Below are 25,174 nucleotides of genomic sequence, written 5' to 3' on the forward strand. Positions count from 1 at the left end.
GCAAATCTTAGGAGAATTCGCATGACCAGCAACAACCCGCAAACCCGTGAATGGCAAACCCTGAGCAACGATCACCACCTGGCCCCGTTCAGCGATTTCAAACAGCTGAAAGAGAAGGGCCCGCGGATCATCACCAGCGCCAAGGGCGTCTACCTCTGGGACAGCGAAGGCAACAAGATCCTCGACGGCATGGCCGGCCTGTGGTGCGTAGCGATCGGCTACGGTCGCGATGAACTGGCCGATGCCGCCAGCAAGCAGATGCGCGAACTGCCTTATTACAACCTGTTCTTCCAGACCGCTCACCCGCCGGTGCTGGAACTGGCCAAGGCCATCGCCGACATCGCGCCTGAAGGCATGAACCATGTGTTCTTCACCGGTTCCGGTTCCGAAGGCAACGACACCATGTTGCGTATGGTTCGTCACTATTGGGCGATCAAGGGCCAACCGAAGAAGAAAGTCATCATCAGCCGCAAGAACGGCTATCACGGTTCCACCGTGGCCGGCGCGAGCCTGGGTGGCATGACGTACATGCACGAACAGGGCGACTTGCCGATCCCGGGCATCGTCCACATCGCCCAGCCTTACTGGTTCGGTGAAGGTGGCGACATGACCCCGGATGAGTTCGGTATCTGGGCCGCCAATCAGCTGGAAGAGAAGATTCTGGAAGTGGGCGTCGACAACGTCGGGGCCTTCATTGCCGAGCCGATCCAGGGTGCCGGCGGCGTGATCATTCCGCCAGACTCCTACTGGCCGCGCATCAAGGAAATCCTCGCCAAGTACGACATTTTGTTTGTGGCCGACGAGGTGATCTGTGGTTTCGGCCGCACCGGTGAGTGGTTCGGTACTGATTTCTACGGCCTCAGGCCCGACATGATGACCATCGCCAAAGGCCTGACGTCCGGCTACATCCCGATGGGTGGCCTGATCGTGCGCGACGAAGTGGTCGAGGTGCTCAACGAAGGCGGCGATTTCAACCACGGCTTCACCTATTCCGGGCATCCGGTGGCTGCTGCGGTGGCCCTGGAAAACATCCGCATCCTGCGCGAAGAAAAAATTGTCGAGCGCGTTCATGCCGAAACGGCACCCTATTTGCAGAAACGTCTGCGGGAACTGAACGATCACCCGTTGGTGGGGGAAGTGCGCGGTGTCGGTCTGTTGGGGGCCATCGAACTGGTTCAGGACAAGGCCACGCGCAAACGTTACGAGGGCAAGGGCGTTGGCATGATCTGCCGCACGTTCTGCTTCGAAAACGGCCTGATCATGCGCGCCGTGGGCGACACCATGATCATTGCTCCGCCACTGGTGATTACCCCGGCTGAAATCGATGAGTTGGTAACAAAGGCACGCAAGTGTCTGGACCTGACCCTGAGTGCGTTGCAGGGCTAAGTGCTAGGCTCTGAGCGGGGTGTGACGTGTGCACTTCGCTCAGTGCAAACAAAGGATGGGTCTTTCCTTGAAAGCCTGCCTTGGATCTTGCCAGACTACCGGTCGTTCGGATGCCCGGGAAAGGCCGCTGAACAAGTGGTTAAAAAGAAAAATTGGAGCATTACCCATGAAGGCATTAGGAATGAAGATCGCTGGCAAGACCCTCCTCGCCATGTCCCTGATGGGCGTGATGGCGAGCGTAGTTCAGGCGGATGACAAGGTGCTGCACGTGTACAACTGGTCCGATTACATCGCGCCGGAAACCGTCAAGAAGTTCGAAGCCGAGTCGGGGATCAAGGTTGTCTACGACGTATTCGACAGTAACGAAACCCTGGAAGCCAAGTTGCTGGCAGGCAAGTCCGGCTATGACATCGTCGTGCCGTCGAACAACTTCCTGGCCAAGCAGATCAAGGCTGGCGTTTACCAGAAGCTGGACAAGTCCAAGTTGCCCAACTGGAAGAACCTGAACCCTGACCTGCTTAAAGCGGTTTCGGTGAGCGACCCGGGCAACGAACACGCGTTCCCTTACATGTGGGGTTCGATCGGTATCGGTTTCAATGCCGAGAAGGTCAAGGCGGCACTGGGCGCCGATGCACCCACCAATTCCTGGGACCTGCTGTTCAAACCTGAAAACGCTGCCAAGTTGAAGTCCTGCGGTATCAGTTTCCTCGATTCGCCAACCGAGATGATTCCGGTGGCGTTGCACTACCTGGGCTATCCAACCGACAGCCAGGACAAAAAACAACTGGCCGAAGCCGAAGCTCTGTTCCTGAAGATTCGTCCTTCGGTGGGCTACTTCCACTCGTCCAAGTACATCTCCGACCTGGCCAACGGCAACATCTGCGTGGCCGTGGGTTACTCGGGTGACATCTACCAGGCCAAGTCCCGCGCGGCAGAAGCCGGTGACAAGGTGAAAGTCAGCTACAACATTCCGAAAGAAGGTGCAGGCAGCTTCTACGACATGGTCGCCATCCCTAAAGATGCCGAAAACGTCGAAGGCGCCTACAAGTTCATGACCTTCCTGCAGAAGCCGGAAATCATGGCTGAAATCACCAACGCGGTGCGCTTCCCGAATGGTAACGCGGCCGCCACCCCGTTGGTTGATAAAGACATCACTGCCGACCCAGGCATCTACCCGCCGGCCGACGTGCTGGCCAAGCTGTACGCGATTGCCGACTTGCCGGCCGCGACCCAGCGGATCCTGACTCGCAGCTGGACCAAGATCAAATCCGGTAAATAAGCCATAAACCTTGTGGGAGCGAGCATGCTCGCGAAAAAAGCTGCAACACCGCGGCGTGTCAGGCACCCCTCGTTATCGTTGAAGACCATCGCGAGCAGGCTCGCTCCCACAAGGGTCGTGGCATAAAAGTTTTGCTGGAACGGTTTTTCGAGGGTAAGTTGCGCGCCGGTTTTGTTGCCGGGCAGCCATGGCTGTCATGTAACGCGGGGCAACTTGGGCCCAACTCATTTTAGAGGACCTCCACGTGCCTGTTTTTTCTTTGTTGCGCAATGCACTGCTGGTGGGTGCCGGACTGACGATTGCCGTCGGTGTCCAGGCGGCCGGTACCGTGCATATTTATAACTGGTCGGACTACATCGGCGAGACCACCCTGGTCGACTTCCAGAAAGAGACCGGGATCAAGCCGGTGTATGACGTGTTCGATTCCAACGAAACCCTGGAAGGCAAGTTGCTGGCCGGGCGTACCGGGTATGACGTGGTCGTGCCGTCCAACCACTTCCTTGGCAAGCAGATCAAGGCCGGTGCTTTCCAGAAACTCGACAAGTCCCAACTGCCGAACTATTCGAACCTCGACCCGGTGCTGCTCAAGCGCCTGGAGCAGAACGATCCGGGTAACCAGTACGCCGTGCCGTATCTGTGGGGCACCAATGGCATCGGCTACAACGTCGACAAGGTCAAGGCGGTGCTGGGCCTGGACAAGATCGACTCCTGGGATGTGGTGTTCGAGCCGCAGAACATCAAGAAGCTGCACAGCTGCGGCGTGGCGTTCCTCGACTCCGCCGATGAGATGATGCCCACCGTCCTCAACTACATGGGCCTCGACGCCAACAGCACCAACCCTGAAGACTACAAAAAGGCCGAAGCCAAGTTGCTGGCGGTGCGCCCTTATGTGACTTACTTCCACTCCTCCAAATACATCGCCGACCTGGCCAACGGCGACATCTGCGTTGCCATCGGTTTCTCCGGCGACATGTTCCAGGCCAAGGCCCGGGCGGCTGAAGCGGGCAAGGGCATGAACATCGCCTACTCGATTCCGAAAGAGGGCGGCGCGCTCTGGTTCGACATGCTGGCGATCCCCAAGGATTCGGCCAATGCCAAGGAAGCCCACGCGTTCATCAACTATTTGCTGAAACCGGAGGTGATCGCCCAGGTCAGTGATTATGTCGGCTACGCCAACCCGAACCCCGGATCGGACACATTGATGGAGCAGTCCATTCGCACCGACGAGTCGGTTTATCCACCGCAGGCAGTCCTCGACAAGACTTACGTGTCCATCGAGTTACCACCGAATATTCAACGTTTGATGACCCGCAGCTGGACCAAGGTCAAGTCGGGTAAATAGCTGCAAGGCTCAAACTATCCAAGGTTGGCTCACCTTGAGCGAACTGCACTCTTTTTTTCTGGGAGTTTCGTAAATGGCAGTTGCCTCCGGCGCCTATAAGAAAGCCCTCGAGGGCGACCAGTCACCTAAACAGGTGCTGGTCAAAATCGACCGGGTCACGAAGAAGTTCGACGAGACGATTGCCGTGGACGATGTGTCCCTGGAAATCAAGAAAGGCGAAATTTTCGCCCTGCTCGGCGGTTCGGGATCGGGCAAATCGACCTTGTTGCGCATGCTCGCAGGTTTCGAGCGGCCCACGGAGGGGCGCATTTTCCTCGATGGCGTAGACATCACCGACATGCCGCCCTACGAGCGGCCGATCAACATGATGTTCCAGTCCTACGCCTTGTTCCCGCACATGACCGTGGCGCAGAACATCGCCTTCGGCCTCAAGCAGGACAAGCTTCCCGCCGCTGAAGTCGATGCGCGGGTGGCCGATATGCTCAAGCTGGTGCAGATGAGCCAGTACGCCAAGCGCAAGCCGCATCAGTTGTCCGGTGGCCAGCGTCAACGTGTGGCCCTGGCGCGATCCCTGGCCAAGCGACCGAAGCTGCTGCTGCTCGATGAACCGATGGGTGCGCTGGATAAAAAACTGCGTTCGCAGATGCAACTGGAGCTGGTGGAGATCATCGAGCGGGTCGGCGTCACCTGCGTCATGGTGACCCACGACCAGGAAGAGGCCATGACCATGGCCGAGCGCATCGCGATCATGCACCTGGGCTGGATCGCCCAGATCGGCAGTCCGATCGACATCTACGAAACCCCGACCAGCCGCCTGGTCTGCGAGTTCATCGGCAACGTTAACATCTTCGATGGTGAGGTGGTGGACGACGCCGAAGGCCATGCGCTGATCACCTGCAAGGATCTGGACCGCAACATCTACGTCGGTCACGGCATCAGCACTTCGGTGCAGGACAAGTCGGTCACCTACGCGATCCGTCCGGAAAAACTGCTGGTGACACCGACCATGCCGACCTGTGAATACAACTGGTCCAGCGGCAAGGTGCACGACATCGCCTACCTGGGCGGTCACTCGGTGTTCCACGTCGAGTTGCCGAGCGGCAAGATCGTCCAGTCTTTCGTCGCCAACGCCGAGCGCCGCGGTCAACGTCCAACCTGGGGTGACCAGGTTTACGTGTATTGGGAAGACGACAGCGGCGTGGTACTTCGCTCATGAACCTGCGCAAATTCAAACGCCGTCTCAACCGAATAATTCCCGGTGGCCGCCAGTTGGTCATCGGGGTTCCTTTCATCTGGCTGTTCCTGTTCTTCATGCTGCCGTTCTTCATCGTGTTGAAGATCAGCTTTGCCGAAGCCGACGTGGCCATTCCGCCGTACACCGAGATCTACAGCTACCTCGACCAAAAGGTGCAGTTGCTGCTTAACCTCGGCAACTACGCGATGCTGGCCGACGACGAGTTGTACATCGCCGCTTACCTCGGCTCGTTGAAGATGGCGCTGATCAGTACCATCCTCTGTCTGCTGATCGGTTACCCGATGGCCTACGCCATTGCCAGTGCCCGCAAAGAGATGCAAACGGTGCTGGTGCTGCTGATCATGATGCCGACCTGGACCGCGATCCTGATCCGCGTTTACGCATGGATGGGCATCCTCAGTAACAACGGTCTGCTCAATGGCTTCCTGATGACCATGGGCTGGATCGACGAACCGCTGCAAATACTCAATACCAACCTCGCCGTGTATATCGGTGTGGTGTATTCGTACCTGCCCTTCATGATCCTGCCGCTGTACGCCAACCTGGTGAAACACGACAACAGCCTGCTGGAGGCCGCGTCCGACCTGGGTTCGAGCACCTTCAACAGCTTCTGGAAAATCACCATTCCGCTGTCCAAGAACGGCATCATCGCGGGCTGCATGCTGGTGTTCATCCCGGTCGTGGGCGAGTTCGTGATCCCGGAGCTGCTCGGTGGCCCGGAAACCCTGATGATCGGTAAAGTGCTGTGGCAAGAGTTCTTCAACAACCGTGACTGGCCGGTAGCGTCTGCCTTGGCGGTGGTCATGCTGGCGATCCTGATTGTGCCCATCATCCTGTTCAACCGTAGCCAGGCCAAAGAAATGGAGGGCAAGGAATGAAGCGCTTCCGTTTCTCAAGTTTCATGCTGGTAGCGGGTTTGCTGTTCATCTACGCGCCGATGCTGATCCTGGTGATCTACTCGTTCAACGCCTCCAAACTGGTGACAGTCTGGGGTGGCTGGTCGATCAAGTGGTACGTCGGATTGATGGACAACACCCAACTGATGGGCTCGGTGGTGCGCTCGCTGGAAATCGCCTGCTACACGGCGGTGGCGGCGGTGGCACTGGGTACGTTGGCGGCGTTCGTGCTGACCCGTATCACCCATTTCAAGGGGCGTACGCTGTTCGGTGGCCTGGTCACCGCGCCTTTGGTGATGCCGGAAGTGATCACCGGCCTGTCGTTGTTGCTGCTGTTCGTAGCCATGGCGCAGATGATCGGTTGGCCACAGGAGCGCGGCATCGTCACCATCTGGATCGCCCACACCACGTTCTGTGCGGCGTATGTGGCGGTGGTGGTGTCGGCGCGCTTGCGTGAGCTGGACCTGTCCATCGAAGAGGCGGCGATGGATCTCGGTGCACGGCCGTGGAAGGTGTTCTTCCTGATCACTATCCCGATGATTGCGCCATCACTGGGGGCGGGCGGCATGATGTCCTTCGCCCTGTCGCTGGATGACCTGGTATTGGCCAGTTTCGTCTCGGGCCCCGGTTCGACCACCTTGCCGATGGAAGTGTTCTCGGCGGTGCGCCTGGGGGTCAAACCGGAGATCAACGCCGTGGCCAGCCTGATTCTGCTGGCGGTATCGCTGATGACGTTCCTGGTCTGGTTCTTCAGCCGTCGTGCCGAAGAAAGTCGCAAGCGTGCGATCCAGCAGGCGATCGAAGAAAGCGCTGCCGATTCCTGGAGACAACCGGACGCACGTCGCGCACAGCAGGCACCGGAAGCGGTTTGAGCCTGACGGGTTGATCACAAATCTGTGGTCAACCCAGCACCCTGTGGGAGCGAGCTTGCTCCCACAGGGTTTAGCTGGATGATCAAGATTGTATTCACACCACAAATCCCTGTGGGAGCGAGCTTGCTCGCGATGACGTCAGCCCAGGCAACAAAAATCTATTGGCCCGAACGCGCTGGCAACAGCTTCAACGTGCTGCGCGTATTGGCGGTGACTTCCTCCTCATTCAGATACGCCTGAAAATACACCCCTTCGATATACGCCTCCGCCTGGTCGTCAAAGTGCCTGTCAAATGGCACACCACTCTGGCCGACCGGGTTGACGGTCAGGCTGTGGCCGGGGTCGGCGAAGTCGATCAGGCGCCGGGTCGACGGCCCGTAGGTCACCGGCCACGGGGCCGGGCCGATTTTGGAGGAGAGGTTGTTTGGCACTTCGTGGGCGCCGGGAGCGGCGAACGGGCCGACGTTGAAGACCCGATCCAGCGGCTTTTGCTGCCCCAGTGGATGGCCATGGGTCAGGGTGTGCGCCTTGCCCCATTGCCATTGCGCGACATCCGCACCCAAGGTGGCCTTGAGGTGAGCGAGGCTCGCTTGCCAGGCAACCTTGACCGTATCGGCGCGGGTTTCCTTGCCGAGGGTGTTGCGGTTATCCCACCACGGCGAGTCGGCGTTCGCAGCCAGGCGCGGCAGTGCAGCGTCGATCACCCGGGTCGAGAGCAGCGTTTCGAAGAAATCATTCCCCAGTTCATCGTGCATCGACGCGTCAGCCAGATTGAACAGGAACTGGTTGAACAGCGTGGCGCTGGTGGAATCGAGCGGGTAATCGCCTTGCCACTTCGCCAGTTGCTCCACCAGCTTGAGTTCGGCCGGATCGCTCACCACTTCGCGCAGTACCGGCAACAACGGCGCCAGCAAGCGCGGTCCGTAGGCGGTGGTGGTTCCCAGCTGCAGCTTCCGGCTGGCGTCCAGGTCCCACTTGATGCTTTTGTCGCTGAGCTGGCGATTGAGCTGCTGACCGCGATCGGCCAGGTTGTAGTAGCCGGGAATCTCAATGCCGGTCGGCGATAGCGGCTGGAAGTTGGCCGAGACGATATAACCCCGCGCGGGGTTCTCTTCCTGCGGGTTGGCGCTGAACGGGTGGAAGCCTTCCTTGTCCGCTTCGGCGGTGCTGCCGTCGAGAATGAACCACGGGCGCACACCCGCCGGTCGTTTGGGCAATTGCGCGGCCGCCCACCAACCGATATCGCCCTTGGCATTGGCCCAGACGATGTTCAGGCCCGGCGCCTGGACCTTGGCGGCGGCACTGCGTGCCTTGGCCAGGGTGTCGGCGCGGTTGAGCTGGTAGAAGCCCTCGAGGATCGGATTCTGGCTTTCGAGAAAGCCCCACCACATGGCGATCGGTGTTTTGCCGACGCTGTTGCCCAGTGCATCGTTGACGATCGGACCGTGGGGCGACTGACGCAGCACCAGCGTCACCGGCGCCTGGCCTTTGACCGCGATCTGCTGTTCGCTGCTTACCATGTCGACCCACTTGCCGCGATACCACACCTGATTCGAATTCTGCGGATTGACCTTCTCGGCGATCAAATCCAGGTCGTCGTTCTGGAACATGGTGATGCTCCAGCCGAAGTCGCGGTTCATCCCGAGGGAGGCGAACGGCATCAACGCCTGGTAGTGACCGTAGAGCTCGAAACCGGGTGCCGAAAGCTGCGCTTCGTACCACACCGACGGCGCAGAAAAGCGGATGTGCGGATCACCGGCCAACAGCGGCTTGCCGCTTTGGGTACGACTACCGGAAACGACCCAGGCGTTGCTGCCCTCGAACTGCGGCAGGCCGTTGTCGGCCAGTGCCTGTTCGCTGAGGCGGGCGAGGGCGTTGAGATCTTTCCAGTCGGCGCTGGCGAGAGGCGGTACGGTGCCGCCGGGAGTCTTCGCCAGCACGCCTTTGGGTTGCCAGTCGAGATCGAATACGTTGAGGTAGTTGGCACCCAACTGATCGCGTACGTAAGTCAGCAAGGGCTCGGTGCGAAACGCCGCGGCAAAACTGTAGGCCATGTACCCGGCGATGCTGATGGTGTCCTGGGCGGTGAACGGGCGCTTGGCAATGCCCAGTACATCGTACTCCACGGGTGCCGGATGGCTGTCCTGATACTGGTTGATGCCGTCCAGATAGGCCTGCATGGCGATGAAGGTCGGCGACTGTTTGTCCAGGTTCGCCAGGTAGGTTTCGGCCCGCTCGCGTATGCGCAGGCTGCGCATCAGCTTGTCGGTATCGAGTAGTTTCGGGCCCAGCACCTCGGCCAGTTCCCCGCGAGCGAGGCGGCGCAGGACTTCCATTTGAAACAGCCGATCCTGGGCGTGCACGTACCCGAGGGCGCGGTACAGGTCCGGTTCGTTTTCCGCGCGGATGTGCGGGATGCCGCGCTCGTCGTAGCGCACGGTGACCGAACCTTTCAGGTGTTGCAGTTCGACCATACCCTGGCGTGTCGGCTGCTTGCTGTAGACGTACCAGCCAGCGCCCGCGGCGAGCGCGACAGTCAGCAGGGCGAGGACGCTCAGGCTACGTTTCATGGTGATTCCTTGTTGTTATGAGTGGCAGCAGTTCCCAGGCGCCACTATTTAACACGGCTCGCCGAATCGGCCCATCGCCCTTAGGAGGGATTCGTATTGCAGCGTTTTTCCCTACTTCGTGGTATCGACAGGCCACGGGCAGTAACACCCCACTGCCAGTGTGTGCGTGGCATTCACGGTTCGGCCCTGATTCAACGCCTGCAGGATCGGCTCGATAAAACTGTTACTGGAATTGCAGGTCAGGCCTTCGCTGTACGGGCCGAAGTACGCCAGCTTGCCGCTGCGATCCCAGATCGCCACGGCCGGGCTAGCGGGGATCTGTTCCGAGCCAGGGAGGAGGGTGATGGTTTTCAGGCTGCTCAAGGTGCTCGGCAACTGTCCATGGCTGCCGGGCTTTTGTACCGCGTAAAACTCCACGCCCTGCGGTCCATACTGTTCGACCAGTTCGCTCAGGTGTTGTTGATTGCCGACATTGCATGGGCAGGCCGGGTCCCAGAAGTGCACCAGGCGGATGGCGCCGGGGCCGGCGAGGTTGTCGGGCAGGCGCAACGGGTCGCCGGAAAACACGGCGGTGTGCGAACTGAACGCGCGCAGGTAGCGTCCTTGAAACCAGTCATAAGCAGCCCAAAGCATACCGCCACACACCAGGGCGAGCAGGCAGGCGAGCAGTGTGGCGCGGTAGGGCGAACGCATGGGTTTCAATCCTCGAAGGTCGCCCAGCTTGCCATGCTTGCCGCGACAGATGAATATCGCAGGCCCATAAACTGCGTTTCATGCTTTGGAATCGTCCATGTCTGCCACATTCGACCCCGATCATCTGCGTGCCAGTCTGCAGCCACTGGCTGAGGCGCGGCCGCTGTCGGTGGAAGCGTTGGCCTACCAGCGTTTCTACGGGCTCGATTTTCCGGGACGACATTTGCGCAGCGGCTTGGGTCGTTTCGAGGTGGATGGTTATGACGTGGTCTGCCAGTTCTGGTGGCCACTCAAGGCCAGGGCGACGCTGTTGTTGTTCCACGGCTTTTATGACCACACCGGGCTCTATCGGCATGTGATCGAGTGGGCGCTGGACCAGGGGTTTGCCGTGATTGCCTGTGATTTGCCGGGGCATGGTCTGTCCAGCGGTGAGCGCGCCAGCATCAAGGATTTCGCCGAGTATCAGGACACGCTGCAAGGGTTGTTCACCGAGGCGCAATCCATTGACCTGCCCCAGCCATGGCACCTGTGCGGGCAAAGCACTGGTGGTGCGATCGTGATCGATCATGTGCTCAACGCGGGTGCGAGCAGTCCGGCACAGGGCCAGGTGATCCTGCTGTCGCCGTTGGTAAGGCCGCGGGCCTGGGGCTGGTCGCAACTGAGCTATTACCTGCTCAAGCCTTTTGTCAAAGCCATCGCCCGACGTTTCAGCGAGAACTCCAACGACCCGGATTTCTTGCCGTTTTTGCAGGCTGATCCGTTACAGCCGCTACGTTTGCCGACTGCCTGGGTCGGTGCGCTGGCGCGATGGATCAAGCGTATCGAGGCCGCGCCGGGCAGCACGCGGCGACCGCTGATTGTGCAGGGGCAGGCGGATATGACGGTGGATTGGCAGCATAACCTGGCAGTGTTGAAGGCCAAGTTTGATCGGCCGCAGGTGTTGATGCTGCCGCAGGCGCGGCATCATCTGGCGAATGAGACGCTGGCGTTGCGGGGGGAGTATTTCGGGTTTTTGAGCAAGCGGGTCAAGGGGCGGAACCTTTAGCGTTCATGACGGCCCCTTCGCGGGCAAGCCCGCTCCCACAGGTTTTTGTGTCAACCACAAAATGGTGAGCTAACACCTATCACTGTGGGAGCGGGCTTGCCCGCGATGGGGCCCTTGCAGGCGCCAGAGATTACTGGCGAAGCGTGGAAGTATCCTGCCCCACCGCCAACCCCGCCCGAATCGCCGCCAATGCCGCCTTGTAATAAGCCTGGCCTTCAGCCGATTCGGCAAAGGTAGCGAACTCCTCCAGCTCGTTATCCGACAGATCACGATAGACATACAACAGCGTGTTGTTCAAATCGCTGCCGATCTGGTCCATCAAGCGCTGGCGCTGACCGTTCAACATGCTTTGCGCCTGACCACCGCCGAGCAGGCCGGGGATCATCGAGCTCAGGCTGTCGGCCGCGACACCGGCAATCGCCAGGCTGACTTCGGCGCCGGCCTCGCGAGCGGGCAGGGCCTGGGCCAGGTGGCCGATGATCAGCAGGCGGGTGTCACTGGCCTGCATCTTCGGTAAACCCTTGGCGTTTTTTGCCAGTTGGTCGCGACGGGTCGCCAGCAGTTCGGCGGCAACGATTTTTTTGCCCAGGGGTGACTGGAAAAACGTCAGCGCCGGTTTCGGATCGGCGAGGGTCTTGCGCAGTTGCGCTTCGGCGCGCTGATCCACGGCCTTGGGGGCAAAGCGTTGATTGCTGTTGTTGACCAGCGCCTGGAACACCGCTGGCGGCAGGCTGTTCTGATAGCGTTGTTGAGCGGCCGAAAGAGCGTCGTTGAAATGCGCGCGTTGTTCTGGCCAGCCGGCGACCTTGTACAACTGGTCGTGGCCGTCTGCCCAGGCGGGCATAACGCAGAACATCAGCAGTGAGAAAAACAAACGACGCATAGGGGCTCCTGTCGGCAGGCGACTATTCTCCGTGGGGCATGGGTACTTGTCGAGAATTCGTATCAACCCGCTGCGCGGCTCTGTCGGATTTTCAGGCACAGGAATACTATGCGCGCCATGCAAATACCCTCTGATCATCCGCTGCTGTTACGTATCGTCGACGACCTGGCTGAGCACGGCTGGTCGCAGCAGAATATTTTCCTGCCTCTGGGTCTGACCCGGGAACTGGCGGCCGAGTGCCGTAAACGTGCTGCCGAGGGTGAACTGGCCCCGGCCGCCGTGGGCCGCAGGCCGACATCGGAGGTTCGCGAGGGCATTCGCGGCGACCACATCCAGTGGATCGAGCCAGGGCAGGCGCTGGCTTGCGACAGTTATCTGGTGCTGATGGACAGCCTGCGCGAGGCGATGAATCGCGGTTTGTACCTGGGCCTGGAAGAGTTCGAAAGCCATTTCGCCCTGTATCCGCCCGGTGCTTTCTACCTCAAGCATCTCGACCGCTTCCGCGACGATGACCGGCGCATGGTCTCGGCGGTGGTTTATCTCAATGAGGCCTGGTTGCCCGAGCACGGCGGTCAGTTGCGCATGTACCTGGATGAGGGGGTCGAATACGATGTGGTGCCTGTCGGCGGATGCCTGGTGGTGTTCCTGTCGGGTGAGGTGCCACACGAAGTCCTGCCCGCGATGCGAGAGCGCCTGTCGTTGACGGGCTGGTTCCGGCGTCGCGGCAACGAGCCGTTCTGATCATGCAGAAAATTCTGGTAAGCCGTTGCCTGCTGGGTCACCGCGTACGTTACGACGGCGGGACCAGCGGGCCGTTCGATCAGCTCCAGCAGTGGCTCGACGAAGGTCGGGTCGTGCCATTGTGTCCGGAGGTGGCCGGTGGGTTGCCGACGCCCAGGGCGGCGGCGGAGATTCCGGGTGGGCAGGGTGGTGAGGTGCTCGATGGTCATGCGTCGGTGATCACCACCGAGGGTGCGGATGTCAGTGCCGAGTTTCTCTCGGGGGCCTGGCAGGCGCTGGAGCTGGTGCAAAAGCACGGCATCCGCATTGCGGTGCTCAAGGCCAACAGCCCGTCATGCGGGAATCTGTTGACCTATGACGGGACGTTCAGTGGGGTGAAGGTCAGTGGTGAGGGGGTGACGGCGGCGTTGCTCAAGCGCCATGGTGTGCAAGTTTTCAGTGAGCTGGAGTTGGCTGAAGCAGCGGCGGCCCTGACAACACTCGACTAACAACCTGCACAAAACCACTGTGGGAGCGGGCTTGCTCGCGAAAGCGGTGTGTCAGGCGACATCAATATTGACTGGGCCGCCGCCTTCGCGAGCAAGCCCGCTCCCACAGGGTTACTCGTCATCCACGAATCAAGGCTTGGGCGCCACACTCGTATCCGTCCCCAACCACTTCTGCGACAACGCCTCCAGCCGCCCATCTGCCTTGATCCGCTGCAGCGCATTCTCCAGGCTGGCGTGAAACGCCGGGTTGCCTTTCTGGAACGGAATCGCCAGGCCCACAGCCGGGGCGGCCTTCGGTTTTTCTTCCGTCAGCGACTGCACCAACAGAATTGAACGCGGTTGTTCTTCTTTCTGCGCGATCAATTGTGCGTTGGTGTAGCTGTAAGGTGCACTGAAGTCGAAACGATCCTTGAGATCCGGGGTCATTGTTATGTGGTTGATGGCGACGTCGTACTTGCCGCTTTCGACACCGGCCAGCATGTCGCCGGAATCGGTAATGACGAAGTCGGACCGCACATCCAGTTCATTGGCCAACAACTGACCCAATTCGACTTCAAAGCCCGTCAGTTTGCCGTCGTCCTTGAAATTGAAGGGCGGTGTATTAGCCTCAAGGGCAATGCGCAATTCGCCACGATCGTTTACGTCGTCAATCAGTTCGGCATGAGCCAAAGGGCTCAAAAGGGGTAGCAGGCAGATCAGGCCAGGCAAAAAACGCATGGTCACTCCTTTGAATTCATTATCGCGATGCTCTGGGTCAGGCTCGCTTTGCTATGGTTGTCGAGAGCCTTCGACAACGAATGGCCGTGAAGTTGTCATGGCCGTGCCCATTTTATGGAAAAACCGGAGAAGAGAATGAAAACCTTTATGTCACGAGCAGCATTGGCTGGCCTGTTGATGGGCGTTTCGGTGCTGGCCAGTGCTGCTACGCCAGCGCCGAAAGGTGCCGAAGTGTCCATCGTTTCTCCTAAAGATGGTGGGACTGTCCCGCAAACGTTCAAAATCAAATTTGCTGTCGAGAACGTTGCGTTGGCGCCAGCGGGCGATACCACCAAGAACACCGGCCACCACCATCTGCTAATCGATGCCAAGGATGTGGTTGCCGCAGGGGCAGTCATCCCGGCAGATGCCAATCACGTTCATTTCGGCAAGGCGCAGACAGAAACCGAGGTGACGCTGACGCCAGGCAAGCACACCTTGCAGCTGGAGTTGGGCGACATGAACCATATGGCCTTCGATCCTCCAGTCGTGTCGGAGAAGATTACCGTCAACGTGAAATAACTTTCGCGGACATGAAAAAGGAGCCCCTCGGGGCCAATGCCAGTCAGTTAAGCGAAATCCCTGTGGGAGCGGGCTTGCTCGCGAAGACGGCGGCACAGTCAACATTGATGTCGCCTGATCCACCGCTTTCGCGAGCAAGCCCGCTCCCACAGGTTCTGCAGCTTAACTGACTGACATTAGCCCCTCGGGGCTCCTTTTTTTGTCACTCAAGTCACTATCAGAACAATACCCGGCAACGAATGGTGCCGTTGATGTGCTGCAGCTTCTCTTGGGCCATTTCCGAGTAGTCGGCATCGACGTCGATCACGACGTAGCCGACTTTCTCGTTGGTCTGCAGGAACTGACCGGAAATGTTGATGCCGTTTTCGGCGAAGACCTTGTTGATCTCGCTCATCACACCCGGAATGTTTTCGTGGATGTGCAGCAGGCGGTGCTTGCCAGGGTGAGCCGGCAGGGCCACTTCCGGGAAGTTCACCGACGATACCGAGGTACCGTTGTCGCTGTACTTGACCAGTTTTTCTGCCACTTCCAGACCGATGTTGGCTTGTGCTTCAGCCGTGGAACCACCGATGTGCGGGGTCAGGATCACATTGTCCAGGCCACGCAGCGGGCTTTCGAACTCTTCGTCGTTGGAGCGTGGCTCCACCGGGAAGACGTCGATGGCCGCGCCGATCAGGTGCTTGTCCTTGATCGCGTCCGCCAGGGCTTGCAGTTCGACCACGGTGCCGCGAGCCGCGTTGATCAGGATCCCGCCTTTCTTGATGGCGCGGATTTCCTTCTCGCCGATCATCCACTGGGTCGCCGCGGTTTCCGGAACGTGCAGGGTGACGATGTCGGACATGCCCAGCAGTTCGGTCAGGCTGGCCACCTGGGTTGCGTTGCCCAGTGGCAGCTTGGTCACGGTGTCGTAGAAGTACACCTGCATGCCCAAGCCTTCCGCCAGGACCGACAGTTGAGTACCGATCGAGCCGTAACCGACGATGCCCAGCTTCTTGCCGCGGATTTCGAAGGAGTTGGCTGCGCTCTTGATCCAGCCGCCACGGTGGCAGGAAGCGTTCTTCTCGGGGATACCGCGCAGCAACAGGATCGCTTCGGCCAGCACCAGCTCGGCGACGGAACGCGTGTTGGAGTACGGCGCGTTGAACACCGCGATCCCGCGTTCGCGAGCCGCGTTCAGGTCAACCTGGTTGGTGCCGATGCAGAAACAACCTACAGCGACGAGCTTCTTCGCCTGATCGAAGATCTCTTCGGTCAGTTGAGTGCGAGAGCGAATGCCGATGAAGTGAGCATCAGCGATCTTTTCCTTGAGCTGGGCTTCCGGCAGAGAACCTGTGAGGTACTCGATGCTGGTGTAGCCCGCCGCCTTGAGGACGTCGACAGCCGATTGGTGGACGCCTTCGAGAAGAAGGAACTTGATCTTGCTCTTATCGAGAGAAGTCTTGCTCATCTGCGTAAACCTGTATCCCGGAGAAAATTGGCAGGGAAGTAGCCAGCAGACGCTGACCCGAGCGGCAAAAAAGCCGTCGCCGCAGAACAGCCGTTGGGCACTATCCTGCGGGGTCGTTATGCTAGCATAAGCGCCCCGCTAAACACCCATTCCTGCGACGTGAAGCGTTCTCAGGATGACCATGAATTGTTCGAGAGTTCTGTCGATGACCAATCCTGCCCTGATTGATGAGCTGAAGACCCTGGTTGAGCCTGGCAAGGTGCTGACCGACGCCGACTCCCTGAATGCTTACGGCAAGGATTGGACCAAGCATTTCGCCCCGGCTCCAACGGCCATCGTATTTCCCAAGACCACCGAACAGGTCCAGGCCGTTGTCCGTTGGGCCAATGAGCACAAAGTGGCGCTGGTGCCGTCCGGCGGACGCACCGGGCTGTCTGCCGCTGCCGTGGCAGCCAATGGCGAAGTGGTCGTGTCCTTCGACTATATGAACCAGATTCTCGACGTGAACCTGACCGACCGCACCGCCGTCTGCCAGCCGGGCGTGGTCACCGAGCATTTGCAGAACGTGGCCGAAGAAAAAGGCCTGTATTATCCAGTGGACTTCGCATCTGCAGGTTCCAGCCAGATTGGCGGCAATATCGGCACCAATGCCGGCGGGATCAAGGTCATTCGCTATGGCATGACCCGTAACTGGGTCGCGGGCATGAAAGTCGTCACCGGCAAAGGGGACCTTCTGGAGCTGAACAAGGACCTGATCAAGAACGCCACCGGTTACGACCTGCGTCAGCTGTTCATCGGCGCTGAAGGCACCCTCGGTTTTGTGGTCGAGGCGACCATGCGCCTGGACCGTGCGCCGAAAAACCTCACCGCCATGGTCCTGGGCACCGCCGATTTCGATTCGATCATGCCGGTGCTGCACGCCTTCCAGAGCAAGCTCGACCTGACCGCGTTCGAATTCTTCTCCGACAAAGCCCTGGCAAAAGTCATGGCCCGGGGTGACGTGCCGGCGCCGTTCGAGTCCGATTGCCCGTTCTACGCACTGCTGGAATTCGAAGCGACCACCGAAGAGGTGGCCAACCTGGCCCTGGAAACCTTCGAGCACTGCGTCGAGCAGGGTTGGGTGCTCGATGGGGTGATGAGCCAGAGCGAGACCCAGCTGCAGAACCTGTGGAAGTTGCGCGAATACATCTCCGAAACCATCTCCCACTGGACGCCGTACAAGAACGACATTTCGGTCACCGTATCGAAAGTCCCGGCGTTCCTGAAGGAAATCGACGCGATCGTCGGCGAACACTACCCGGACTTCGAGATCGTCTGGTTCGGCCATATCGGCGACGGTAACCTGCACTTGAACATCCTCAAGCCGGAAAACCTGAGCAAGGATGAGTTCTTCGCCAAGTGCGCGACCGTCAACAAGTGGGTGTTCGAAACCGTCGAGAAGTACAACGGCTCGATTTCCGCCGAGCATGGCGTGGGCATGACCAAGCGTGATTACTTGACCTATAGCCGTTCGCCGGTTGAGATCGAGTACATGAAAGCCGTCAAAGCGGTGTTCGACCCGAACGGGATCATGAACCCGGGCAAGATTTTCGCTGTTTGATTCTTCGAACTTTAAGAGCACGAACCAGGAGTCGGTAATGAGCTATCAGCACCAGTATGTCGACGGTACGCGCATTCACTTCCCATTGGGGAAGGTGGTCTGCATCGGCCGCAACTACGCCGAACACGCCAAGGAACTGGACAACCCGGTGCCTACAGAGCCCTTGCTGTTCATCAAGCCGGGCAGTTGCGTCGTGTCGCTGGAAGGCGGTTTCAGCATTCCGACCGAGCGTGGCTCGGTGCATTACGAAGCGGAAATCGCGGTGTTGATCGGCAAGCCTTTGTCGACCAGACCGAGCCGTGAAGAAGTGCTCGACGCCATCTCCGGTTTCGCCCCTGCCCTGGACTTGACCCTGCGCGACAAGCAGGCCGAACTGAAAGCCAAGGGCCTGCCCTGGGAAATCGCCAAGTCGTTCGACGGGGCGGCGGTGATTGCACCGTTCGTGTCCGGCGGCACCTTTGCCGACCTGACCGACATTGGCATTCGCCTGACCATCAATGGCGAAGTGCGCCAGGATGGCAACAGCAAGGACATGCTCAATCCGATCGTGCCGATGCTCCAGTACATGGCTGGCTGCTTCTCGTTGCAGGCCGGTGACGTGATCCTCACCGGCACCCCGGTGGGCGTTGGCCCGCTGAATGTCGGTGACGAACTGGTGCTGGAACTGCCGGGCGCCAGCCGCTTCACCAGCAGCGTTCGCTAAACCGACGCATCCCCTGTAGGAGCCGGCTTGCTGGCGAAGGCGGCGTGTCAGGCGACATCAATGCTGAATGTGATGGCCTCTTCGCAGGCAAGCCAGCTCCTATAGGGGATCGTGCCCACGCAGGGCTTTCCCGCCATTTCCCGTTTTTTTCACATCTTGTCTGGATAATTCCGGGGCTTGCGGCGTCTGAGTCGAGCCCATTTGTGCTATTACCCTTGGCCTGAAATCCTGGAACGCTGCCTTGATGCCGACACAATCGCTGCCCACGCTCAAACCTGCCCGCCGTCCGCGCTTTTTCATGCGTTGGTATTCCTGGCTGTTACTCGTGGCCGCCGCCGCGTATGGCCTCGCATTCGCGATGCATTGGGATGACCGGGGCGTGCTCTGGGTGCTGGAACGTTTTAAAAGCCCGACTGAGCGCCAGGAGAGCATCTGGCTGCCGGATTACCGGGCGGTGATCGACGCCAAACTGCTGCCGGGCATGGAGAAGGACGAGGCATCCGACCTGACCTACGATCCCCAGACCAAAACCCTGTTCTCCGTGATGGGCAATAAACCGTTCCTGGTGGAGCTGACATTGCAGGGCGATGTCCTGCGCAAAATGCCCTTGGTGGGCTGGAGCAATCCGGAAGGGGTGACTGCGATGGGCAATGGTCTGCTGGCCATCGTCGACGAGCGCGAACACCTGCTCTCCATCGTCAAGGTCGATGCCGACACCCGTGAGCTGAATATCGCCAACTTCCCGAAATACGACCTCGGCCCTTCGAAAAACCAGAACAAGGCCTTCGAGGCCATCGCCTGGGATTCGCGCAACCAGCAATTGCTGCTGGGGGAAGAACGTCCGCCGGCGTTGTTCAGCTGGAAAAGCGGCGGCAGCCAGAACCTCAAGGGCGACAAGCAGAAACTCGCCAGTGATGAACTGGACATCCGCAACCTGTCGGCCCTGGCCATCGACCCGCGCACCGGCCACACCCTGGTGTTGTCCGCCGATTCTCACCTGTTGCTGGAGCTGGACGAGAAGGGCGAGCAGGTCAGCTTCATGACCCTGCTGGGCGGCTTCAATGGCTTGCGCAAGACCATTCCGCGCGCTGAAGGTGTGACCATGGACGAGGCTGGCACGTTGTACATGGTGAGCGAACCGAACCTGTTCTACCGCTTCGAAAAGCAGCAGTAAGCCCCGAGGTCGTAGGAATTGCGGCGCCTGGTTGTAGGGCTGGGCTAATGGCCATTAAGCTTCAATTCAGACTGTCATGGTATCTCATCCGCCTGTCTTGAATCCGAGTCCACCTGAATGCGCCGACTTGCCCGTCCCAAACCCCTGATTCTCATGTTCCTGGCGATTGCGCTGATCGTGCTGGTGGCGTTCGGCCAGTACCTGCGCCTGTTCGAGCGCGCCTGGTTCAATATGTACACGCTTTGGCAACCGGAGAGTGCTCGATCCATCGGCCTGGATCGTTATCAGGTCACGCTCGAGGCGCGAGTCATCGAAGGCCTGGACGACGATGTATCCGCACTGACCTTCGATCCGGTGCGCAAGAGCCTGTTCACGGTCACCAACCAAAACTCCGAACTGATTGAATTGTCTCTGGACGGCCGGATCATTCGACGCGTGGCGCTGGTCGGCTTCGGCGATCCGGAGGCGGTGGAGTTCATCAGTGCCGACACTTACGTGATCACTGACGAGCGTTCGCAGCGGCTGATCAAGATTCACCTGGAAAAGGACACGACCTTCCTCGACGCGCAAGATGCCGAACAGATAACCCTCGGCGTGCACATGAGCGGCAACAAGGGCTTTGAAGGGTTGGCTTATGACTCGGTGGGCAAGCGCCTGTTCGTGGCCAAGGAGCGCGACCCGATGCTGATCTACGAAGTGCAGGGCTTCCCGCATTACAACCCGGAAAAGTCCTATGCGGTACACGTGGTCAACAATCCCAAGCGCGATGCCGGGATGTTCGTGCGGGACCTGTCGAGCCTGCAATACGACGAGCGCAGCGGACACTTGCTGGCGTTGTCCGATGAGTCGCGGTTGATTCTGGAGCTGGACGTGGACGGGCGACCGCTGAGCACCATGTCATTGAGCAAGGGGCGCCAGGGGTTACGCAAAACTGTGCCGCAAGCGGAAGGGATTGCGATGGATGACGATGGCACCATGTACCTGGTGAGCGAGCCGAACCTGTTCTACGTCTTCAAGAAACCAGCACAACCCTGACAAACACCCAGGACGAATGTGGGAGCGGGCTTGCTCGCGAATGCGGTGTGTCAGTCAATAGAGATCTCGACTGACAGACCGCATTCGCGAGCAAGCCCGCTCCCACAAGGGTTTTGTGTTCGGCTTACTTGGCGCGCAGGGTTTTTACGCCTTCGCTGGTACCCAGCAACAGCAAATCCGCCGGACGTGCCGCGAACAACCCATTTGTGACCACACCAACGATGGCATTGATCTGCGTCTCCAGCTCCACCGGGTTAGTGATCTGCATGTTGAACACGTCGAGGATGATGTTGCCGTTGTCGGTCAGCACGCCTTCACGGTAAACCGGGTCGCCACCGAGCTTCACCAGCTCGCGGGCCACGTGGCTGCGGGCCATCGGGATCACTTCCACCGGCAGCGGGAACGCGCCGAGGACCGGCACCAGCTTGCTCGCGTCGGCGATGCAGATGAAGGTCTTGGCCACGGCCGCGACGATCTTCTCGCGGGTCAGGGCTGCACCGCCGCCCTTGATCAGGTTCAGGTGCTCATCACTTTCATCGGCGCCGTCGACGTAGAACTCCAGGTCGCTGACCGTATTCAATTCATACACCGGGATGCCATGACCCTTGAGGCGCGCGGCGGTGGCTTCGGAGCTGGCGACTGCGCCGTCGAACGCGCCTTTGTGCCGGGCCAGGGCGTCGATGAAGCAGTTGGCGGTGGAGCCGGTGCCGACCCCGACAATGCTCTTGTCGTCGAGTTTCGGGAGGATGAAGTCGACGGCGGCCTGAGCCACTGCCTGTTTGAGTTGATCCTGGTTCATGCGGGCTCCGAGGTGCCGAAGGAGGGACGAAAGGCCGGCATTATAGGCCTCGGGGCGGGGAAGGTCATTGCCCGATTGGCGGGCCGCGACGGTTACCTGCACCCGTGACCCTAACTGTGACCATTAACTGTAGGAGCGAGGCTTGCCAGCGAAGAGGCCGTCACATGCAGCATAAATGTTGGCAGTTAGATCGCTTTCGCGGGCAAGCCTCGCTCCTACAAGTGTGGTCGTGCGCCCGAAAGCCGGGTTAGACTCCTTGACCCTGCCCAACTCGCCCAGTGATGCTTTCCGATGCTCGAACAGTACGTCAAAAAGATCCTCACCTCGCGCGTTTATGACGTTGCCGTAGAAACCCCTTTGCAGACTGCCCGCCAGCTTTCCGAGCGGTTGGGCAACGATATCTGGCTCAAGCGCGAAGACTTGCAGCCGGTGTTCTCGTTCAAGATTCGCGGCGCTTATAACAAGCTCACCCAGCTTTCCGATGAAGAACGTGCGCGCGGCGTCGTGACCGCTTCGGCGGGCAACCACGCGCAAGGCCTGGCCCTGGCGGCCAAGGTGCTGGGTGTGAAAGCCACCATCGTCATGCCCAAGACCACGCCGGAAATCAAAGTGGAAGGCGTGCGCTCCCGTGGCGGTAAAGTGGTGCTGCACGGCGATTCGTTTCCAGAAGCCCTGGCCTACTCGCTGAAACTGGTCGACGAAAAAGGCTACGTCTACATTCACCCCTACGACGATCCCCATACCATTGCCGGGCAGGGCACGGTGGCGATGGAGATTCTGCGCCAGCACCCGGGGCGTCTGGATGCGATTTTCGTCCCGGTGGGCGGTGGCGGGCTGATTGCCGGGATCGCCGCGTATGTGAAATACCTGCGTCCGGAAATCAAGATCATCGGCGTCGAGCCCGACGATTCCAACTGCCTGCAAGCTGCCATGGCGGCCGGTGAGCGCGTGGTGCTGCCGACCGTGGGCCTCTTCGCCGACGGTGTCGCAGTGGCGCAAATCGGCCAGCACACCTTCGATATCTGCAAGGACCATGTGGATGAAGTGATCACCGTCAGTACCGACGAGATCTGTGCGGCGATCAAGGATATCTACGACGATACTCGCTCGATCACCGAACCTGCCGGCGCCTTGGGCGTTGCCGGGATCAAGAAGTACGTCGAGCAACATGGCATCACCGGGCATACCTTCGTCGCCATCGACTCCGGGGCCAACGTCAATTTTGACCGCCTGCGTCACGTTGCCGAACGTGCCGAACTGGGCGAGGGCCGCGAGGCCATCATCGCCGTGACCATCCCCGAGAAGCCAGGCAGCTTCAAGGCATTCTGCGAAGCCATCGGCAAACGCCAGATCACCGAATTCAACTACCGCTACAACACCGGCAGCGAAGCCCATATCTTCGTCGGCGTGCAGACGCACCCGGAAAACGATCCGCGCAGTGCGCTGCTTGCCAGTCTGACCGAGCAGGGTTTCCCGGTGCTCGACCTGACCGACAACGAACTGGCCAAGTTGCATATCCGCCACATGGTCGGCGGGCGTGCGGCCCATGTCGTCGATGAAGTGGTGTTGCGTTTTGAATTCCCGGAGCGCCCCGGTGCGCTGTTCAACTTCCTCAACAAACTCGGCGGGCGCTGGAACATCTCGATGTTCCACTACCGCAACCACGGAGCGGCCGATGGCCGTGTGGTCGCCGGGCTGCAAGTACCCCATGACGAACGTCATCTGGTGCCGGCGGCACTGGAAGAAATCGGCTACCCGTACTGGGATGAAAGCGACAATCCGGCCTATCAGCTGTTTCTCGGCTGAGGGGCTACGCTGATGGGCAGTCAATAAGGAATCGAACAATGGAAACGCTAACCGCCCTGAAATTGGCGCACATCGTGGCAACGGTGCTGCTGTTGATCAGCGCGCCGGGGCTGGCGGTCTGGGTCTGGCGTGCGCGGCGCAACGGTGATGCGACGGCCCACACTCGCACGTTGCAGCGACCGGGGGTGTTCATCTGGGTGTTGATGGGGCTGGCTTTGCTGAGCATGCCGTTCACCGGGTGGTGGATGGTGCATCTGGTGGGCTGGCCGTTGGGGCAGACCTGGTTGCTGGCTTCGAGTGTGCTTTACACCGTGGCGGCGCTGGGGTGGTTCTGGTTGGTGGTGCGGCTTAACAAGTTGCGCAAGGGGCCAGGAGGCAATGGCAAGTTCACCTTTGCCCTGGCACTGTTCAGCTTCGTCTGTTTTATCGCTATTGCGGGGTTGATGGGCGCCAAGCCTGTTTAAGACGTTAGACCGAGTCGCCCCCTTCGCGAGCAAGCCCGCTCCCACATTTGATCTGCGTCGTACACAAATTCTGTGTTCACTGAAGATCTAATGTGGGAGCGGGCTTGCCCGCGAAACCGATTTCAATCGCGCAACGAAATCACCGGCCAGCCACGCTTCTCGGCCTCGGCCCGCAAGTTCGGATCCGGATCAACCGCCACCGGATTCGCCACCTGCTCCAACAACGACAAATCATTCATCGAGTCGCTGTAGAAATAACTGTCCTCCAACGAATACCCGGTCTCTTCCAGCCAGCGATTCAGCCGCGTCACCTTACCTTCCCGGAAGCATGGGACGTCGGTGCTGCGCCCGGTGTAACGGCCATCAACCATTTCACACTCCGTGGCGATCAAGGTTTCGACACCGAGTCGCTGGGCAATCGGCCCGGTGACGAAGCGGTTGGTGGCGGTGATGATCACCAGTTTATCGCCGGCCTCGCGGTGCTTTGCCAACAGTTCGATGGCCTTGGGTAGCACGATCGGTTCGATGCAGTCGCGCATATAATCCAGGTGCCATTCGTCAAGCGTGGTCATCTCGGTGCGACCGAGGACTTCGAGGCAGAAGTTCAGGTACGCATCGTTATCCAGCTTGCCGGCCAGGTAGTCCTGATAAAACTCGTCGTTGCGTGCCTTGTAGGCGACGGCGTCGAGGAAGCCGCGCTCGCACAGGTAATCGCCCCAGGCGTGGTCACTGTCACCGCCCAGAAGCGTGTTGTCCAAGTCGAATAAAGCCAGGCGCATTGCAGTTACTCGCTGAAAAGTCTGTAGAAAGGCGTCCAGAATACGGACTTTTCACAAGAGTGCACATAAGGTAGGCCGGCTCGTTGCTGCCTTCACAACCTTTGTGGAACAATGCGGCGACATGCGTTTGCGAGGTTGTTGCCGTGATCGACCCCGATGGTTTTCGCCCCAATGTCGGGATCATTCTGACGAATGATGCCGGCCAGGTGCTATGGGCTCGCCGTATCAATCAAGATGCCTGGCAGTTTCCGCAGGGAGGAATCAACCCCCAGGAGACGCCGGAAGACGCCTTGTACCGCGAGTTGAACGAAGAAGTGGGCCTGGAACGCGAAGATGTTGAAATACTCGCCTGCACCCGGGGCTGGTTGCGCTATCGTTTGCCGCAACGTCTGGTCAGGACCCACAGCCAACCGCTGTGCATCGGCCAGAAACAGAAATGGTTTCTCCTGCGCCTGATCTCCAACGAGCAGCGGGTGCGGATGGACTTGACCGGTAAACCGGAATTCGATGGCTGGCGCTGGGTCAGTTATTGGTATCCGTTGGGCCAGGTGGTGACATTCAAGCGCGAGGTGTATCGACGCGCTCTCAAAGAGCTTGCCCCGCGCCTTTTATCGCGCGACTGACGACGGAGTTCGACCC

General features: G+C 59.6%; 24 protein-coding genes. 17 read left to right on the top strand and 7 right to left on the bottom strand.

Features of this window, described 5'->3' with window-relative positions; translation table 11 throughout:
• Positions 1-21 precede the first annotated feature (21 nt).
• From F8N80_RS18005 to F8N80_RS18035, 6 genes are all read left to right on the top strand, one after another.
• Complete coding sequence (locus tag F8N80_RS18005; protein ID WP_150747131.1) at positions 22-1,386, top strand: aspartate aminotransferase family protein; 1,365 nt, start codon at positions 22-24, stop codon at positions 1,384-1,386.
• Between the two features lie 181 nt (positions 1,387-1,567).
• Positions 1,568-2,665: a polyamine ABC transporter substrate-binding protein gene (locus tag F8N80_RS18010; protein WP_150784431.1), complete on the top strand. Its 1,098-nt coding sequence runs from the start codon at positions 1,568-1,570 to the stop codon at positions 2,663-2,665.
• A 244-nt stretch (positions 2,666-2,909) separates the two neighbouring features.
• Positions 2,910-4,007 (top strand): polyamine ABC transporter substrate-binding protein, encoded by a 1,098-nt coding sequence (locus F8N80_RS18020; protein ID WP_150747129.1) that lies wholly within the window; start codon positions 2,910-2,912, stop codon positions 4,005-4,007.
• A gap of 73 nt (positions 4,008-4,080) precedes the next feature.
• Positions 4,081-5,223 (top strand): ABC transporter ATP-binding protein, encoded by a 1,143-nt coding sequence (locus tag F8N80_RS18025; RefSeq protein WP_150784370.1) that lies wholly within the window; start codon positions 4,081-4,083, stop codon positions 5,221-5,223.
• 35 nt (positions 5,224-5,258) lie between these two features.
• Complete coding sequence (locus F8N80_RS18030) at positions 5,259-6,140, top strand: ABC transporter permease subunit (RefSeq protein ID WP_191632946.1); 882 nt, start codon at positions 5,259-5,261, stop codon at positions 6,138-6,140.
• A complete protein-coding gene (locus F8N80_RS18035; RefSeq protein WP_150784371.1) occupies positions 6,137-7,030 on the top strand; it encodes an ABC transporter permease subunit in 894 nt (297 codons plus the stop codon). Before F8N80_RS18030 ends, F8N80_RS18035 begins: the two co-directional genes overlap by 4 nt.
• 158 nt (positions 7,031-7,188) lie before the next feature.
• Here the strand turns inward: F8N80_RS18035 and F8N80_RS18040 are convergent, their stop codons facing one another.
• Both F8N80_RS18040 and F8N80_RS18045 read right to left on the bottom strand, forming a co-directional pair.
• Positions 7,189-9,600, bottom strand: a complete 2,412-nt coding sequence (locus tag F8N80_RS18040) for a penicillin acylase family protein (RefSeq protein ID WP_150784372.1) — start codon at positions 9,598-9,600, stop codon at positions 7,189-7,191.
• Between the two features lie 111 nt (positions 9,601-9,711).
• The gene (locus tag F8N80_RS18045; protein WP_150784373.1) at positions 9,712-10,293 is read right to left on the bottom strand and encodes a DUF6436 domain-containing protein; all 582 of its coding nucleotides are present in this window, start codon (positions 10,291-10,293) and stop codon (positions 9,712-9,714) included.
• Between the two features lie 97 nt (positions 10,294-10,390).
• On the opposite strand from F8N80_RS18045, the gene F8N80_RS18050 reads away from it, so the two are divergent.
• Positions 10,391-11,338: an alpha/beta hydrolase gene (locus F8N80_RS18050; RefSeq protein WP_150784374.1), complete on the top strand. Its 948-nt coding sequence runs from the start codon at positions 10,391-10,393 to the stop codon at positions 11,336-11,338.
• A 130-nt stretch (positions 11,339-11,468) separates the two neighbouring features.
• Here F8N80_RS18050 and F8N80_RS18055 read toward each other — a convergent pair whose 3' ends face one another.
• Positions 11,469-12,221 carry a DUF2059 domain-containing protein gene (locus F8N80_RS18055; protein ID WP_150784375.1) on the bottom strand — a complete coding sequence of 251 codons (753 nt, stop codon included), beginning with the start codon at positions 12,219-12,221 and terminating at the stop codon, positions 11,469-11,471.
• 108 nt (positions 12,222-12,329) lie between these two features.
• On the opposite strand from F8N80_RS18055, the gene F8N80_RS18060 reads away from it, so the two are divergent.
• Together F8N80_RS18060 and F8N80_RS18065 are read left to right on the top strand one after the other, a co-directional pair.
• A complete protein-coding gene (locus F8N80_RS18060) occupies positions 12,330-12,962 on the top strand; it encodes a 2OG-Fe(II) oxygenase (protein ID WP_150784376.1) in 633 nt (210 codons plus the stop codon).
• A 2-nt stretch (positions 12,963-12,964) separates the two neighbouring features.
• Complete coding sequence (locus F8N80_RS18065) at positions 12,965-13,450, top strand: DUF523 domain-containing protein (protein ID WP_150784377.1); 486 nt, start codon at positions 12,965-12,967, stop codon at positions 13,448-13,450.
• A 129-nt stretch (positions 13,451-13,579) separates the two neighbouring features.
• Here the strand turns inward: F8N80_RS18065 and F8N80_RS18070 are convergent, their stop codons facing one another.
• On the bottom strand, positions 13,580-14,167 hold the full coding sequence (locus tag F8N80_RS18070; RefSeq protein WP_150784378.1) for a transporter substrate-binding domain-containing protein: 588 nt from the start codon (positions 14,165-14,167) through the stop codon (positions 13,580-13,582).
• Between the two features lie 135 nt (positions 14,168-14,302).
• Between F8N80_RS18070 and F8N80_RS18075 the strand changes: the two genes are divergently transcribed.
• A complete protein-coding gene (locus tag F8N80_RS18075) occupies positions 14,303-14,728 on the top strand; it encodes a DUF4399 domain-containing protein (protein WP_150747118.1) in 426 nt (141 codons plus the stop codon).
• A gap of 217 nt (positions 14,729-14,945) precedes the next feature.
• On the opposite strand, the gene serA is transcribed toward F8N80_RS18075, so the two are convergent.
• Entirely contained in the window at positions 14,946-16,175 is a 1,230-nt protein-coding gene (gene serA / locus F8N80_RS18085) for a phosphoglycerate dehydrogenase (protein WP_064680314.1), read from the bottom strand.
• 205 nt (positions 16,176-16,380) lie between these two features.
• On the opposite strand from serA, the gene F8N80_RS18095 reads away from it, so the two are divergent.
• The 4 genes from F8N80_RS18095 (at position 16,381) to F8N80_RS18110 (ending at position 20,687) form a co-directional block, all read left to right on the top strand.
• Positions 16,381-17,775 carry an FAD-binding oxidoreductase gene (locus F8N80_RS18095; RefSeq protein ID WP_150747117.1) on the top strand — a complete coding sequence of 465 codons (1,395 nt, stop codon included), beginning with the start codon at positions 16,381-16,383 and terminating at the stop codon, positions 17,773-17,775.
• 37 nt (positions 17,776-17,812) lie between these two features.
• The gene (locus F8N80_RS18100) at positions 17,813-18,478 is read left to right on the top strand and encodes a fumarylacetoacetate hydrolase family protein (RefSeq protein ID WP_150784379.1); all 666 of its coding nucleotides are present in this window, start codon (positions 17,813-17,815) and stop codon (positions 18,476-18,478) included.
• A gap of 244 nt (positions 18,479-18,722) precedes the next feature.
• Positions 18,723-19,652 (top strand): SdiA-regulated domain-containing protein, encoded by a 930-nt coding sequence (locus tag F8N80_RS18105; RefSeq protein ID WP_150784380.1) that lies wholly within the window; start codon positions 18,723-18,725, stop codon positions 19,650-19,652.
• A 117-nt stretch (positions 19,653-19,769) separates the two neighbouring features.
• Positions 19,770-20,687, top strand: coding sequence for an SdiA-regulated domain-containing protein (locus F8N80_RS18110; RefSeq protein WP_150784381.1), 918 nt, complete (start codon positions 19,770-19,772; stop codon positions 20,685-20,687).
• Between the two features lie 124 nt (positions 20,688-20,811).
• Here F8N80_RS18110 and rpiA read toward each other — a convergent pair whose 3' ends face one another.
• The gene (gene rpiA, locus F8N80_RS18120; protein WP_150747113.1) at positions 20,812-21,486 is read right to left on the bottom strand and encodes a ribose-5-phosphate isomerase RpiA; all 675 of its coding nucleotides are present in this window, start codon (positions 21,484-21,486) and stop codon (positions 20,812-20,814) included.
• A gap of 291 nt (positions 21,487-21,777) precedes the next feature.
• On the opposite strand from rpiA, the gene ilvA reads away from it, so the two are divergent.
• Together ilvA and F8N80_RS18130 are read left to right on the top strand one after the other, a co-directional pair.
• The gene (gene ilvA, locus F8N80_RS18125; RefSeq protein WP_150747112.1) at positions 21,778-23,292 is read left to right on the top strand and encodes a threonine ammonia-lyase, biosynthetic; all 1,515 of its coding nucleotides are present in this window, start codon (positions 21,778-21,780) and stop codon (positions 23,290-23,292) included.
• A 38-nt stretch (positions 23,293-23,330) separates the two neighbouring features.
• On the top strand, positions 23,331-23,756 hold the full coding sequence (locus F8N80_RS18130) for a DUF2269 domain-containing protein (protein WP_150747111.1): 426 nt from the start codon (positions 23,331-23,333) through the stop codon (positions 23,754-23,756).
• A 122-nt stretch (positions 23,757-23,878) separates the two neighbouring features.
• Here the strand turns inward: F8N80_RS18130 and F8N80_RS18135 are convergent, their stop codons facing one another.
• Positions 23,879-24,535, bottom strand: a complete 657-nt coding sequence (locus F8N80_RS18135; RefSeq protein WP_150784382.1) for an HAD family hydrolase — start codon at positions 24,533-24,535, stop codon at positions 23,879-23,881.
• 143 nt (positions 24,536-24,678) lie between these two features.
• On the opposite strand from F8N80_RS18135, the gene F8N80_RS18140 reads away from it, so the two are divergent.
• A complete protein-coding gene (locus tag F8N80_RS18140; RefSeq protein WP_028623697.1) occupies positions 24,679-25,158 on the top strand; it encodes an RNA pyrophosphohydrolase in 480 nt (159 codons plus the stop codon).
• The last annotated feature ends 16 nt before the right edge of the window (positions 25,159-25,174 follow it).

This window comes from Pseudomonas fluorescens (assembly GCF_902497995.1).
Classification (GTDB): Bacteria; Pseudomonadota; Gammaproteobacteria; order Pseudomonadales; family Pseudomonadaceae; genus Aquipseudomonas; species Aquipseudomonas fluorescens_BK.